The 12,790-nt window shown below is 67.3% G+C and carries 16 protein-coding genes; 7 read left to right on the top strand and 9 right to left on the bottom strand.

Going from position 1 to position 12,790, the window contains the following annotated elements:
* Window positions 1-22 precede the first annotated feature (22 nt).
* The 3 genes from ABD231_RS16490 to ABD231_RS16480 all read right to left on the bottom strand — a co-directional run bounded on the left by ABD231_RS16490 (window position 23) and on the right by ABD231_RS16480 (window position 2,542).
* Entirely contained in the window at window positions 23-1,054 is a 1,032-nt protein-coding gene (locus ABD231_RS16490) for a glycoside hydrolase family protein (protein WP_344151829.1), read from the bottom strand.
* The gene (locus tag ABD231_RS16485) at window positions 1,054-2,079 is read right to left on the bottom strand and encodes a LacI family DNA-binding transcriptional regulator (protein ID WP_344151826.1); all 1,026 of its coding nucleotides are present in this window, start codon (window positions 2,077-2,079) and stop codon (window positions 1,054-1,056) included. Before ABD231_RS16485 ends, ABD231_RS16490 begins: the two co-directional genes overlap by 1 nt.
* Window positions 2,080-2,338: 259 nt before the next feature.
* The gene (locus ABD231_RS16480; protein WP_344151823.1) at window positions 2,339-2,542 is read right to left on the bottom strand and encodes a hypothetical protein; all 204 of its coding nucleotides are present in this window, start codon (window positions 2,540-2,542) and stop codon (window positions 2,339-2,341) included.
* Window positions 2,543-2,708: 166 nt separating this feature from the next.
* Here ABD231_RS16480 and ABD231_RS16475 point away from each other — a divergent pair, with 166 nt between their 5' ends.
* The 4 genes from ABD231_RS16475 (at window position 2,709) to ABD231_RS16460 (ending at window position 5,827) form a co-directional block, all read left to right on the top strand.
* Window positions 2,709-3,197 (top strand): 3'-5' exoribonuclease domain-containing protein, encoded by a 489-nt coding sequence (locus tag ABD231_RS16475; RefSeq protein ID WP_344151820.1) that lies wholly within the window; start codon window positions 2,709-2,711, stop codon window positions 3,195-3,197.
* 276 nt (window positions 3,198-3,473) lie between these two features.
* Window positions 3,474-4,409 (top strand): 2,3,4,5-tetrahydropyridine-2,6-dicarboxylate N-succinyltransferase, encoded by a 936-nt coding sequence (dapD, locus tag ABD231_RS16470; protein ID WP_344151817.1) that lies wholly within the window; start codon window positions 3,474-3,476, stop codon window positions 4,407-4,409.
* A 91-nt stretch (window positions 4,410-4,500) separates the two neighbouring features.
* Window positions 4,501-5,478, top strand: coding sequence for a VldE C-terminal domain-containing protein (locus ABD231_RS16465; RefSeq protein WP_344151814.1), 978 nt, complete (start codon window positions 4,501-4,503; stop codon window positions 5,476-5,478).
* A 133-nt stretch (window positions 5,479-5,611) separates the two neighbouring features.
* Entirely contained in the window at window positions 5,612-5,827 is a 216-nt protein-coding gene (locus tag ABD231_RS16460; RefSeq protein WP_344151811.1) for a hypothetical protein, read from the top strand.
* 45 nt (window positions 5,828-5,872) lie between these two features.
* Here ABD231_RS16460 and fdxA read toward each other — a convergent pair whose 3' ends face one another.
* Window positions 5,873-6,199, bottom strand: a complete 327-nt coding sequence (gene fdxA, locus ABD231_RS16455) for a ferredoxin (RefSeq protein WP_171676019.1) — start codon at window positions 6,197-6,199, stop codon at window positions 5,873-5,875.
* A gap of 155 nt (window positions 6,200-6,354) precedes the next feature.
* Here fdxA and ABD231_RS16450 point away from each other — a divergent pair, with 155 nt between their 5' ends.
* Window positions 6,355-7,251, top strand: coding sequence for a GNAT family N-acetyltransferase (locus tag ABD231_RS16450; protein WP_344151808.1), 897 nt, complete (start codon window positions 6,355-6,357; stop codon window positions 7,249-7,251).
* Between the two features lie 11 nt (window positions 7,252-7,262).
* Window positions 7,263-7,700 carry a type II toxin-antitoxin system PemK/MazF family toxin gene (locus ABD231_RS16445; RefSeq protein ID WP_344151805.1) on the top strand — a complete coding sequence of 146 codons (438 nt, stop codon included), beginning with the start codon at window positions 7,263-7,265 and terminating at the stop codon, window positions 7,698-7,700.
* An 11-nt stretch (window positions 7,701-7,711) separates the two neighbouring features.
* Here ABD231_RS16445 and ABD231_RS16440 read toward each other — a convergent pair whose 3' ends face one another.
* The 5 genes from ABD231_RS16440 to ABD231_RS16420 form a co-directional block, all read right to left on the bottom strand.
* Complete coding sequence (locus tag ABD231_RS16440) at window positions 7,712-9,490, bottom strand: VanW family protein (protein ID WP_344151802.1); 1,779 nt, start codon at window positions 9,488-9,490, stop codon at window positions 7,712-7,714.
* 147 nt (window positions 9,491-9,637) lie between these two features.
* Window positions 9,638-10,156 carry a flavin reductase family protein gene (locus ABD231_RS16435; protein ID WP_344151799.1) on the bottom strand — a complete coding sequence of 173 codons (519 nt, stop codon included), beginning with the start codon at window positions 10,154-10,156 and terminating at the stop codon, window positions 9,638-9,640.
* A 58-nt stretch (window positions 10,157-10,214) separates the two neighbouring features.
* Window positions 10,215-11,129 (bottom strand): N-acetyl-1-D-myo-inositol-2-amino-2-deoxy-alpha-D-glucopyranoside deacetylase, encoded by a 915-nt coding sequence (mshB, locus tag ABD231_RS16430; protein WP_344151796.1) that lies wholly within the window; start codon window positions 11,127-11,129, stop codon window positions 10,215-10,217.
* Between the two features lie 39 nt (window positions 11,130-11,168).
* Window positions 11,169-11,465 carry a LuxR C-terminal-related transcriptional regulator gene (locus ABD231_RS16425; protein WP_344151793.1) on the bottom strand — a complete coding sequence of 99 codons (297 nt, stop codon included), beginning with the start codon at window positions 11,463-11,465 and terminating at the stop codon, window positions 11,169-11,171.
* A gap of 166 nt (window positions 11,466-11,631) precedes the next feature.
* The gene (locus ABD231_RS16420) at window positions 11,632-12,000 is read right to left on the bottom strand and encodes a (deoxy)nucleoside triphosphate pyrophosphohydrolase (RefSeq protein ID WP_344151790.1); all 369 of its coding nucleotides are present in this window, start codon (window positions 11,998-12,000) and stop codon (window positions 11,632-11,634) included.
* 61 nt (window positions 12,001-12,061) lie between these two features.
* On the opposite strand from ABD231_RS16420, the gene ABD231_RS16415 reads away from it, so the two are divergent.
* Complete coding sequence (locus ABD231_RS16415) at window positions 12,062-12,688, top strand: hypothetical protein (RefSeq protein WP_344151787.1); 627 nt, start codon at window positions 12,062-12,064, stop codon at window positions 12,686-12,688.
* Window positions 12,689-12,790 lie beyond the last annotated feature (102 nt).

Below are 12,790 nucleotides of genomic sequence, written 5' to 3'. Positions count from 1 at the left end.
GAGTGGTCTCCTGAACTAGACGTTATGAGTCGGTAGAAAGTTGTGCGGTCGTCTGCCAGAGCGTGTAGGACCAGAGTGAGTCCGGGTCCAGGTTGGCTGAGGTATAGACCACAGTCAGCTCGGACTCGTTCGGGAGGGTGCCGTAGACCGTGCGGAGGAAACCCGGGTTGTGGGTCCGCGGCTTGCCGGTCCGGGCGCTGGTGATCGTGCTCTCGACCGTCCAGCCGACACCGGGCGTGCCCCAGAAGCCGGCTCCGGAGATGCTCGCGATCTCCACGTGATCGGAGATGTAGTCCGGCTGCGAACCACTCGGGTACGGATGGCCCTCGCGAACCATGTAGAAGCGGTCGCGCGGTGGCGAATAGACGAGGTCGAAGTTGTTCAGGCCGGTGTCGGATCCGACCATCGGAAGTACGCGCTCGAACTGGACGACCGGCGTACCGGATCCGAAGCTCACCTGCGCGGCCTTGCCGACATTCCCACTCGGCAGGCCCTGGGTCCAGGCGAGGACGACTGTCCCCTGCACCGCGTCGATCGTCGTCGCGGTCGGCTGCCCCGCGCCCCAGTCGCTGGTGTTGCTGCCCGGGAACTGGATGACGGGGTTCGGCAGCTTCACCCACGGCCCGTCGAGATTGTGGGCGACTGCGGCGCCGATCGCGTTGTGCGCCGACGCGTCGACGTCGTTGCCGAGATAGAACATCGCGTAGCTGTAGGTCTGCCCGTTGAACGGCACATTGACCCGTACGACGCTCGGGTCGCAGTTGTGGAAGTGGTCCCAGCCGGAGCCGGTCCCGGTCAGCACGGAGGTCGACGTACCGCCGATCTTGGTCAGGAAGATGTCGTCGCGGGTCGTGTTCGCGGCCTTGCTGTGGCAGCTGTAGATGCGGGTCGGGCTGCCAGCCACGACGCTCGGCGCGTACGCGTAACCGCGGCCTTGGACGTCACTGGCGGCGTACAGGCGGATGGGCGCGGACCAACCGCCGACGGCAGCGTGGGCGGCGGAGAGCGGGAGCAGGGTCAGGACGGTGAGTACGGCGGCGATTCGGCGGACCATCAGAGCCTCCGGGGTTCGAGCCAAGGGCGGGAGCAACCACAGGACCGGCGGATCACCAGTCCCACCTCGAGTACGGCGTGCAGCGGCGGAGCGTCGTGCGCGGTCAACTGGCGGACCGCGAGGTCGGCCATCTGGGTGATCGGCTGCTGGACAGTGGTCAGCGAAGGGACGGCGTACGCCGAGGCGGCGGAACCGTCGAACGTGGCGATCGCGAGCTCATCGGGTACCGAGATTCCCTCGTCGGCGGCCGCACGCAACAACCCGATGGCCTGCCGATCCGAGGCGGCGAAAATCGCCTGCGGTCGGGTGTCACCAGCGAGCAGTTCGAGTCCGCCGACGTACCCGCCGTCGACCGTGAACGGCTGATGCACGAAGGCCCCCTCCTCCGCCGCGCCGAGCGAGGTAAGCGCATGCTGCCACCCGTCCCGCCGAGCATCAGCCACCTCGTCGAGGTCAGGACCGCCGATCATCGCGATCCGCTCATACCCATGCCCGACCAGATGCATGGTCGCGGCCACCGCACCACCGAAGTTGTCCACCCCGATCGACGAGTCATCCGGCGGGGCGGCTCCCAGGAACACCCGGCGAGTCCCCGCCCGCTCCAACATCCGAGCAGCCGTGATCGGCGCCTGCGAGATGATCACCACCCCGTCGATCCGCCGCTCCAAAAACGTCTCCAGCAACGCCAACTCGGTCTGCGCATCCCCCTCCGAGTTGGCCAGCAACACAGTCCGCCCAGCCGCCCGAGCCGCATGCTCAACCGCTCGCGCCAGCTCGGCGAAGAACTCGTTCGCGATATCCGGAACGATCAACCCCAACGTCATGGTCGACCCACCGACCAACGCCCGAGCCACCCCGTCCGGCCGATACCCCGTCTGCTCGATAGCCGCCAGCACCCGCTGCCGAGTCCCCTCCGCCACCGGCCGCGGCCCCCCGTTCACCACATAACTGACCACAGCCATAGACGTCCCCGCCGCCCGAGCCACATCAGCCTGCGTAACCCTAGCCACCCCACCACCCCTCATCTATACGTATAGATACCGCCCGCCGGTCCCCCCACCAACCCCTTCGACCACCCCCGAAATGCCACCGAACAACGGACACCGCCTCCGGCGGCGACTCCCCCATTGGCGCCTCCGGCGCAGCCGCCCCCTGCGGTGAGCGCCAACCCGACATCGGCGAAACAATCTGATTCCAGGCCACCCCACCGGACCCCAGCCACTCACCAACCTCTCCGATCACGCACCCGCAACCGCCCGCCACGCGTAGACCCGACAAGCCAACTCACGTTGATGAGTGGTGGCGGTCCGCCTGCCGGCCGTCCTGAACCATCAGGGCGAGGATCTCTAAGAGGATGTCGACGTACTCGCGGTCGTACTCGTCCGGCTCACCACACTCTTGGCCACGACGACTTGCGTAGTACTTGTGATGCGCACGCTCAATTGCATCGCGATCAAGCAGAGCAACTACAGCTGCCTCTGCCTCCATGTCAGCCTCCTCCAGTGGAACAGCCAGGGCGATGGGGCAGGGGCTTGCACCTCGTGCATCACCCACCGCCCTGACGGGCTCGATACCTCCATCTCACAGCGCCGGCCGTCGGAGCGGAGGGGCCAATCTGTGGGCCATCCGGAAACGCCCTCGTTATCCTGACTCGATGGCGAAGCTGTGGTTCGACACCGAGTTCATCGACAATGGCCGGACCATCGAACTGCTGTCGATCGGCGTGATTCGAGAGGATGGCGAGTCCTACTACGCGGAGCCTTCGGAGACCGATCGCGAACGGACTGGTCCATGGGTCCGGGACAACGTCCTTCCGCACTTGACCGGACCAACCCGTCCTCGAAGGGACATCGCTCAGCAGCTCGTCGACTTCGCCGGGCCCCAGCCCGAGTGGTGGGCCTACTTCGCCGCGTACGACTGGGTTGCCCTCTGCCAGCTCTACGGACCGATGATGAGCCTTCCGGGCGGCTGGCCGGCTTATTGCCGCGACGTGCAGCAACTGGCCGACCAGCTCCTGCTCGACCTCGAAGCCGAGATGCCGCCGCCGCCAGATGCTCACAACGCGCTTCGAGATGCCGAATGGACCCGCGATGCCTGGAAACTCTGCACGACGAAACAAGCCGACGTACGCGGAGAGGACTGATGTCAGGCCGGGATAGCCATCTCGCGAATCACGGCGGCCCTTGGTGCATCGACGGAATCCAGCCTGGCCGCAGCCGCAGGGCCTCCCCTCCTGGGTCATCTCGGGCTGCAACAACCTGGCCACAGCGGACAGTAACTGTGGGGTGCCGCCGAGCCATCCGCCGAGCCCACTCTCCTTTGTTTTGTTCTTTTTTGTTCTTCTCTTTTGTTTCCTTCCCTTCTGTTTTCTCCCGTCCCCCTTTTCTGATCGTCACCGGGTGTCTGGCAGGCTGTGCTTATGACGAACGTGACCCACGCCTGGGGCTTTGGCCTTGCGACTGTTACTGCCGGCGGGATTGTGCTGGATGTCTGGTATCCGGCGCCGGAGCTGGGTGAGCGGCCGGAGGATGTGAAGGCGCCGGCGGAGTTGGTGGCGGCGGAGGGGAACGACGAGCTGCGTGAGGTACGGCGGGAGGTCGTGAGCACGCAGATCGTGCTGGAGGAGGCGCCGAGTGGGACTGCGGATGCCTACCTTCGGCTTCACCTGTTGTCGCATCGGTTGGTGCGGCCGCACGGGTTGAACCTGGACGGGATTTTCGGTGCGCTGCCGAACAACGCCTGGACGTCGGCCGGGCCGGTGCCGGTCGAGGAGATCGAGCATGTGCGGCTGCGGGCGCGGGCGGCTGGGCAGCACCTGAGCGTGACGAGTGTGGACAAGTTCCCGAGGATGACGGACTACGTCGTACCGAGTGGGGTGCGGATCGGGGACGCGGACCGGGTGCGGCTGGGTGCGCATCTGGCCGAGGGGACGACCGTCATGCACGAGGGGTTCGTGAACTTCAACGCGGGCACCCTCGGTACGTCGATGGTCGAGGGCCGGATCGTCGCGGGTGTCGTGGTTGACGACGGCAGTGACATCGGGGCCGGCGCGTCGATCATGGGCACCTTGTCGGGTGGCGGGAAGCAGGTTGTGTCGATCGGCAAGCGCTGCCTGCTCGGCGCTAACGGTGGTACCGGGATCTCGCTCGGCGACGACTGCGTGGTCGAGGCGGGTCTCTACGTGACGGCCGGGACCAAGGTCACCCTGCCGGACGGCACCGTGGTCAAGGCTCGCGACCTGTCCGGTCAGCCGGGGCTGCTCTTCCTGCGCAACTCGGTCACCGGTGCGGTCGAAGCGCGGCCGCGCAAGGGCGAGGGCATCACCCTCAACGAGGCCCTTCACGCGAACGCGTGAATCGCGCCAACCGCTGGGCGCGTTCAAGCGTCAATCACATCGTGATCTACTCCCCGGAACCAGGCCGCCGCTCCCGCACGTTGGGAGCGGTATGCCGATGAAACGAGGCGTGCTCGTCGCCTTGGGGTCCATTGGGGTGCTCAGCCTCGTCATCGGCGGAGCTGTGGCCTGGGTCGGCGGGAAGGACCTCGGCCCGCTGCTGCCTCCGCCGGAGCAGTGCGAGGCCACGGTCAACGGCGCCACCGTCCAGCTCGACCTCGAGCAGGCGGAATCGGCCGCGATCATCGCAGGCGTCGCCGTACGGCGTGGGCTGCCCGGGCGCGCGGTCACGATCGCGCTCGCCACGGCGTACCAGGAGTCCGGCCTGCGCAACCTCAAGCACGGCGACCGGGATTCGCTGGGCCTGTTCCAGCAGCGGCCGTCGCAGGGTTGGGGTACGACGAAGCAGGTCCAGGACCCGCACTATGCATCCGGCAAGTTCTACGACGCCCTGGTGAAGATCAAGAACTACCAGAAGCTCCCGATCACCGTCGCCGCCGACCGAGTCCAGCGCAGCGCCTTCCCGAACGCGTACGCCGACCACGAGGGCGATGCCCGTGTCCTCGCCTCCGCGCTGACCGGCAACTCGAAGGCCGTCTTCAGCTGCACGGTCAACCCGGACGACGTACCGGTCCAGACCGTCGGCAAGAACGGGCTGACGCCCCGCGCGGACGCCGTACGGCGGGATCTGCTGGCAACGTTCGGCCGGATCTCCACCGGTGGTTATGCGCCGGGCGGGATCCAGTCCGGGCACATGGAGGGCTCAGCCCACTACGAGGGCCGCGCGGTCGACGTGTTCGTCCGGCCGATCACAGCCGCCAACACGACCAAGGGCTGGGCCATGGCGCAGTACCTGGTCGCCCGCGCCAAGATGCTCAACATCCGCACGGTCATCTTCAGCGACAAGATCTGGACCGCCGGCGGCCGCTCGGACAGCGGCTGGCGCGACTACACCCCACCATCCCGCTCCGGCGACGAAAAGATCCTCCGGCACCTCGACCACGTGCACGTCGACGTCCTCGACAACTGACCTGAAGACTGTCTGAAGGTTCCCGCTCACCCTGTGTACATGGAACAACAGGGGGCAAGGCACCGGCCGAACATCGCGTTCAACCTGGCCGGACGCGGGGAGCGCGGCCGATCGGTTCGGGCGGCTGCTGCTCGTGATCGCCTACGTAATGCTCGGCATCGGCCTGGATGGCGGCGTGCATGCGGCGACCGGGATCTGGACGCAATCGTCCGACTCGGCCGAGGAGGCGATGATCCGCACGCTCGTGACCGTTGCGGTGTGGGGCCTGCCGGCCTCCTTGATCGGCTGGTTCGGCACCAAGCTCGCGAACGAGAAGATCCTGGCCACGGCCGAGGTCAAGGTGGGCTGACGGGGGTGGGGTAGCTGGTACCCCACCTCCGTGCCTCAGTGCTTGTTACTCGTCGTGTTCCTGCGGGGGCAGGGCGGCGATGAAGGCGTGGTCCTTGTCGATCTTGCCCATCTTGGACGCGCCACCGGGCGAGCCCAGGTCGGTGAAGAAGTCGACGTTCGCGGTGTAGTAGTCCTTCCACTGCTCCGGAGTGTCGTCCTCGTAGTAGATGGCTTCGACCGGACAGACCGGCTCGCACGCTCCGCAGTCCACGCACTCGTCGGGGTGGATGTACAGCATCCGGTTGCCCTCGTAGATGCAGTCCACGGGGCACTCCTCGACACACGCGAGGTCCTTCAGGTCAACACACGGCTGCGCGATGACGTAGGTCACTGCTACTCCTCCTATGGCAGGCAAGCGCAGCGGTGGGGCTCCGGGTTGCTGCGATGCGGTGGTGCAAGAGTCTCTAGTATCACGGTAATACTCTGCCCACTCTGCCAGGAGTCCGGATCGTGTCAGGCCTTGGTACTCGTGATATCGGACACCGTGTGGTCGTCCGGCATCGAATTAAGGGTGGCCTAACCGACGTCATCGGCGTACTCGAGGACCGTCGGGAGGGTCAGCTGGTGGTCCGGCATGCCGACAGCAGCCGGCATGAGATCGAGCTCTCGGCGATCACCGCGGCCAAACCGATCCCGGAGATGCCGCTGCGCCCGGTCGACGTCGAGCAGCTCTTCCTGACCACCGCGCTGGGCCGGCCGGCGGCCGAAACGGTGTACCTGGGCGAGTGGTTGCTGCGGGCATCCTCCGGCTGGACCGGTCGCGGCAACTCGCTGCTCCCGGCCGGCAACCCCGGGATGCCGCTCACCGAGGCGCTCAAGCGCGCTGAGGCCTTCTACGTCGAGCGCGGCCTACCGCCCCAGGCTCACATCCGCCTCGGCAGCCAGGCCGCCACGGACATCCAGGATCTGGGCTGGATCGACGCCCACCCCGACCGCTCCGACGTACTGGTCATGCACACCACGCTCGACCACGTGAACGCACTCCCGCCGTACGACGTCCAGCTCGCCGAGCACCCCGACAAGGCCTGGTACGGCGTCGCCTTCGACGGACCGGTTCCCGCCCCAGCGCCAGTTGTGCTCGAAGGCGCCCCCAAGGCGGTCTTCGCCACGATCGAGGTCGACGGCGAGGCGGTGGCGGTCGGCCGAGGTGCGATGACAGGGCACTGGCTCGGAATCGACGCTCTCCGGGTCGCACCGGCTCACCGGGGTCAGGGGATGGCAGCAGCCGTCGTACAGGGCCTCGCGCGCTGGGCAGGGCCGCAGGGCGGTCGCCGGACCTATCTGGAGGTCCTGGAGAGCAATCTGCCCGCTGTGACGGCCTACCAGCGGCTCGGGTACGTCGAGGCGTATCGGTACCGCTATCTCAGGAGCCCAGCCCAGTAGGCTCTGCCGGTATGGCGGATCACGTGGTGGAGCGCCCTGAGTACCCGGGCGATTTCGAAGGCACCGTGCAGGTCGAATACACGCCGCACCCGGATGACGGGGTGGCGGATCCGGGTGAGGTCGTCTGGACCTGGGTCCCGTTCGAGGAGGACCACCACCGCGGCAAGGACCGGCCCGTGCTCGTGGTCGGTTCCGACGGGCAGTACCTGCTGGCGCTGATCCTGACCAGCAAGGACCACGACCGCGACGCCGCCGACGAGGCCCGCTGGGGCCGGGTCTGGATGGACGTCGGCAAGGGCGCCTGGGACCGCGAGGGCCGCGCCAGCGAGGTCCGCCTCGATCGCGTATTACGGGTGGAACCGGGCCAGGTACGGCGAGAGGGTGCGGTGATCGGCGAGGACCTGTTCAACCAGGTCGCTGCCGAACTCCACACCCTCCATCGCAGCTGAAGCGCCGCCAGTTAGCTCGGTTTGCGCGGCGGGGTGGTCTGGGTGTTCTGCGGACCACCCGGTCCACCTGGCCCTGGCGGGGTCTCGGTCCCGGGCTTCGGTTCGCAGCGGATGTCGTCGGCCGCGTTGTAGTGCGTGGTGAACTGCTCGGTCTTCTGCCGTACGCCGTTCTTCGCGAAGTACCGGAAGATCGTGATGTCGAAACCGGCGGTCGGCGCCTGCGGCCGGCAGCCCGGCTCGGTGTTGTAGACCAGGCCGGGGGCGCGGTGGTTCGACTTGCCCGAGGCGCCGGCGGTGATCTGCCAGACCTTGGTACCCCAGATCTTGACCGTGATCCGGCCCTGGCTGCCGGGCTTGGACGCGGTGAAGATGGTCTGGATGTAGATGCCGTTCCCGGAGTCGTTGAGGAACTTCAGGTCCACCGAGGGCCACGCGACGGTCGCCTCGCGGCCGATCGGGTAGCGGGTGATGTAGACGCTGTGTGCCTTGTGCTCGACATCCTTGAGCCCGGCGAAGAAGGCCGCGTTGAAGGTCGTGGTCGCCGACTGGGAGACCCCGCCGCCGAGGTCCAGGACGAACTTGCCGCCGCTGATGATGTTGCCCTCGGTGAAGCCGTTCTCCTTGGTCCGCTCGCCGACGATCTTGTTCAGGCTGAACATCTCGTTCGGCTTCAGCAGCGTGCCGTTGATCTTGCGGGCCGCGGTGCCGATGTTCGTGTTGCGGTACGGCGCGTGCGGGAACTGCGTGGTGAACTCGCCCATCACCTCTTTGATGCCGAGCGCCTGCACCTGCTCGGTGGTCACCTTCGCCTTGGTGCTCGCCAGGCCGACCGCGGCCTTGCGCTCACCGGCCGGCTTCGACAGCACCGAGATGATCGCCGGGACCACCTTGGTGCGGTCGACGACCATGCCGTCGACGGCCGGTACGACGGTCGGCTTGCCGCCCGCGATCTCGAAGGTCGCGTCCTTCGGCAGCGTCTCCAGGGCCTTGAACCGCTTCTGGAACAGCGGCTCCAGCTGCTTGCCGCTCAGCGTCGGGGTGACCACACCGTCCTTGACCGTGAAGGTCAGGGCCGGCGCGAACTCGGACGGGTTGAGCGAGACCGACTTGTCGCCGACGGTCAGCTTGATCGGCGCGGCCACGGCCGGCTCGGCGTAGTCCGTGATCGCCTTGCTGATCGCGTCGGACCCGGCCTGCGGCTTGGTCACCTGCACCGGCAGGTCCGCCGCGGTGGCGCCGTTCGGGTAGGCCGCGACGACGACGTCGGCGGCCTTCGCGGTGTCCAGCTCGAGTCCCTCGGCCGGCTTGTGGGAGACCGGCTTGAGGCCGTCGAAGGTGATCGAGCCCTCGGTCGCCGGGCGGTTGACCTGCTTGGCGAGCTTCTCGACCGCGGCCTGGAACTTCGCGTCGTCCTTGGTCACCACCGGCTCGACCGCGGAACCGCCGGTCAGGGCGCGCCAGATCCGGGCAGGCGCCAGGCTGCGCCCGGCTCCGGCCTGGGCGATGGTCGCCTCGTAGTCCAGGCCGAGCCCGGCCTCGGCCGGGTTCACCGTGTACGCCGTCGCGGAGTCGCCGGCCTTGAACTTGATCGGCTGGGTCAGGCGATCCTTCAGCCCGGCCTCGAGCTTCGTCTTGGCGTCGGACTGCGACAACCCGCCGAGCGGGATGCCGAGCACGGTGGTGTCACCGGGAATCTTGTCTCCGGCGAACGCGAAGGCGGCGCCGTACCCCACGACGAACACACCTAGTCCTGCCGCGGCAATGATCCCCGCGAGCTGCTTCTTCCCCACCGGACTAAGTCCTCCTGCTCAAGGCGTGGTCAGGCTGTGCCCGCTCGGAACACAAGGGCACATCTTACGGGACGGGGCAGGCCTTCCCGACCTTTGGGGCAGGCCCCACCTGCCTCAAAAGTCCCCCGCGGGGCACTATCGCCACGCTCAGCGTCCGGGCAGCTCCCGATAGTGACTGGCGTGGTGGATCAGCGCACCGCGCCCGTCGGTCTCGCCGAGGCCCAGACTGAGCACCTCGCCGACCACGATCGTGTGGTCACCGCCCTCGTACGTCGCCCAGGTCCGGCACTCCAGCCACGACAGCGAGCCCGTGATCACCGGGCAGCCGGACTTCGGGCCGGCCTCGGTCGCCACCCCGTCGAACTGGCTGTACAGATCGCGCCCCGACCGCGCGAACCGCGCGGCCAGCGGCTGCTGGTCCGCGGCCAGCACCGAGATGGCCCAATAGCCGCAGTCGAGGACGGCGTCGTGCATCCGGACGCCCTTGTCGACGCAGACCAGCACCAGCGGCGGGTCCAGCGACACCGAGGTGAACGCGTTGGCCGTCATCGCATGGGCCACGCCGTCCTGCAGCGTGCTCATGATCAGGATGCCGGCCGCGAACTGGCCCAGTGCCGCCCGGAACTCCTCGGGCGGCACGATCCCACTGGGCTCGGGCGTCGACACCTCAGCAGCCTATGCCCGGCTCATGAATAAGGTCTGAGGTACTCGCATGTGTGAACAGTCACTCCAGGCCGGCGAACAGGTCGTCCTCGACGCCCTTCGGACCAGGGGCGGCCGTGCCCTTGACGAGCCGGTAGCCTTCGTCGCCGAAGATCGAGCTGCCGTTGTTGTTCGACAGGGCGAAGAACGGGCCGTCCACGGTGATCTGGGTGGCATGCGCCTTCATCGCGTTCATCTTGCGGTCCAGATACTGCCCGCCGTCGATAATCGCGTCGATGAACCGGTCCGGGGTGATCATCGGCGGCATCGGACCCTCCGGGTCCATCCCCTCGAAGGTCGTGGTGTCTCCGGCCGCGCGGAGCTGCCGCAGGCTCTCCCGCATCGCCGATTCGACGATCGCGGTCCAATAGATCTTCGGGATGTCCCAGGCCGGCCCGAGATCCTCCCGGTACGACGGAGCGGCGGCCAGCGCGGCGGCGTACATGGCGACGCGGTGTGCCTTGATGTGGTCCGGGTGGCCGTAGTTCCCGTACTCGTCGTAGGTGACGAGGACCTGCGGGCGGATCTCCCGGATGACCGGGATCAGTTCGTTCGCCGCGGCCAGCAGATCGGCCTGCCAGAAGCTGTCCTCGCGGGTGTCCGGCGGGACGTCGGCATTGCCCTCTTCGTTGTAGATCATCCCGGTGTCGCGGTACTTGCCGGGGCCACCGAGGAAGCGGTGGTCGGTGACGCCGAGCTCGGCCATCGCGGCGTCCAGTTCGGTGATCCGGTGTGGTCCCAGCTGGTCGGTCTGGTCAGCGGCCAGATGGGACAGATCCGGAACGAGCACCTCCCCCTCTTCACCGAGGGTGCAGGTGATCAGCGTGACGTGGGCGCCTTCGTCCACGTACCGCGCCATCGTTGCGCCGTTGTTGATGGTCTCGTCGTCCGGGTGGGCGTGCACCAGCAACAACCGCCGGTCAGGGAGCTCAGCCATGTCCAAACACTACGTCGCAGCCCCGACAGTTATTCCCGATCAGCCGAAGCGGCGAACCAGCAGGCACCCCGCCTGGAACCGGGACTTGGCACCCAGTCCGACTACCAGTGCGCTGACCTCGGCCCGGACGGTCCGCAGGGACAGCCCGAGCTCCCGAGCGATCGCGGCGTCCTTCGTCCCGGTGGACAGCATCCGCCCGATCGCGATCTGACGGCTGGTCAGCTCCTTGACCGCCGCCGGCGTCTGCCGCCGGGACCCCAGTTCGTAGATCTCGCAGACATCCTCCGTGACGACGTCTTCCCTCCGGACGGAAGGGACGACCTGATACACCGACATTCCTCACTCCTCCCCAGTAGCTTGCAGAAGGATTCTCGCGGTCGGTGTAGACCACTCACCAGGTACAACCCATACAAACGACCCATACAGTTGCGGTCGGGGCCGTTTTCTCAGCGTGATCCGCCGCCTCCGGAACGTCGCCTGCGGAACGATGTGACTTCCGCCACTACAGCTGGTCGCGCAGCGCCCTGACGAACGGTCGATCCGGTACCAGCCAGTCCGCCTCGACCAGTTCGGCGGCCGCGAACCACCGCAGTTCGGCGTGCTCCCGCCGTACCGGCTCTCCCCTGACGATCGTCGCCCGGTAGACGTGCAGCCGGTACTTGTCGGAGATGTCCACGCCCGGTCCGAGCGAGGCGCCGATCTCAACCTCCAGGTCGAGTTCCTCCCGCAGCTCCCGGACCCCGGCCTGCGCCTCGGTCTCCCCCGGCTCGACCTTGCCGCCCGGGAACTCCCAACCGCCCTCGGGACCCGGCCGGTACGCCGCCAGCACCTGCTCGCCGCGGACAACGGCCACTCCCACAACAATCTGCACAGGACAACTCTGTCAGACATGTAACGAAAAACCGTCGGTGGCGTACGGCACGATGAGCCGTATGCCGTTGCAGAACAGGGTTCTTCCCACCCAGGAGATCGTGGCCGAGGACGGCCGCGGCCTGCTCATGGGCAACCGCGGCACGCTGCACAGCCCCGATCGCCGCCTCGGCACGACGCGCTGGCGCTCGAAGGCGTGGATCTGCTGCGTCCTTGACTGGAAGGGAGTTCAGCGCGATCCGATGCCGGCCGGACGCTGGACCGCCTTGTTCTTCTTCGACGAAGCCGTCGCGCTCGCAGCCGGTCATCGACCTTGTCATTACTGCCGACGCAGAGACTTCCTGCGGTACGCCGGAGCTTGGGCGCAGGGACACGCGCTCGACGAGCGCCCACGCGCGCCCGCGATGGACGCCGTACTGCACAGTCAACGAGTCGAGCCGCGCACGCGCCGACAACGCACCGCCGTACAGGCACTGGCCGATCTCCCGGACGGCGCCATGATCCGGTACGACGGCCGCCCGGCGCTGGTGCTGGGCGGGCAGGTGCTGCCGTGGTCGTGGCAGGGCTACGAAAACGCGCGCCGACCGCCGGGTCTGATCGAGGTCGAGGTGTTGACCCCGGCGGCGAATCTCGTTGTGCTGAAGGCCGGATTCACTCCATTACTCCACTCGTCGGCCGTCGGCAACTGAGGCAACCCTAAGTAGAAACACGCCGTACCGAGAGGTCTTCCGTTGCATGCCCGGGCGCGGCAAAGTGTGCCCATACTGACAGCTACAACACCATCACTGGAG

The sequence above is a fragment of the Kribbella yunnanensis genome, from assembly GCF_039529655.1.
GTDB lineage: Bacteria > Actinomycetota > Actinomycetes > Propionibacteriales > Kribbellaceae > Kribbella > Kribbella yunnanensis.
Note: the sequence above shows the minus strand (reverse complement) of the source record. Positions and strands in the feature narration are given on the sequence as shown.

Excerpts from the sequence above, each read along its gene's own strand:
- mshB (WP_344151796.1), bottom strand. The coding sequence starts at position 11,129 with ATGGCTGAGCTCCCTGACCGGCGGTTGTTGCTGGTGCACGCCCACCCG.
- ABD231_RS16415 (WP_344151787.1), top strand. The coding sequence starts at position 12,062 with ATGCCGTTGCAGAACAGGGTTCTTCCCACCCAGGAGATCGTGGCCGAG.
- ABD231_RS16445 (WP_344151805.1), top strand. The coding sequence starts at position 7,263 with ATGGCGGATCACGTGGTGGAGCGCCCTGAGTACCCGGGCGATTTCGAA.
- ABD231_RS16465 (WP_344151814.1), top strand. The coding sequence starts at position 4,501 with ATGCCGATGAAACGAGGCGTGCTCGTCGCCTTGGGGTCCATTGGGGTG.
- ABD231_RS16485 (WP_344151826.1), bottom strand. The coding sequence starts at position 2,079 with ATGAGGGGTGGTGGGGTGGCTAGGGTTACGCAGGCTGATGTGGCTCGG.
- ABD231_RS16475 (WP_344151820.1), top strand. The coding sequence starts at position 2,709 with ATGGCGAAGCTGTGGTTCGACACCGAGTTCATCGACAATGGCCGGACC.
- ABD231_RS16490 (WP_344151829.1), bottom strand. The coding sequence starts at position 1,054 with ATGGTCCGCCGAATCGCCGCCGTACTCACCGTCCTGACCCTGCTCCCG.
- ABD231_RS16425 (WP_344151793.1), bottom strand. The coding sequence starts at position 11,465 with ATGTCGGTGTATCAGGTCGTCCCTTCCGTCCGGAGGGAAGACGTCGTC.
- ABD231_RS16480 (WP_344151823.1), bottom strand. The coding sequence starts at position 2,542 with ATGGAGGCAGAGGCAGCTGTAGTTGCTCTGCTTGATCGCGATGCAATT.
- dapD (WP_344151817.1), top strand. The coding sequence starts at position 3,474 with ATGACGAACGTGACCCACGCCTGGGGCTTTGGCCTTGCGACTGTTACT.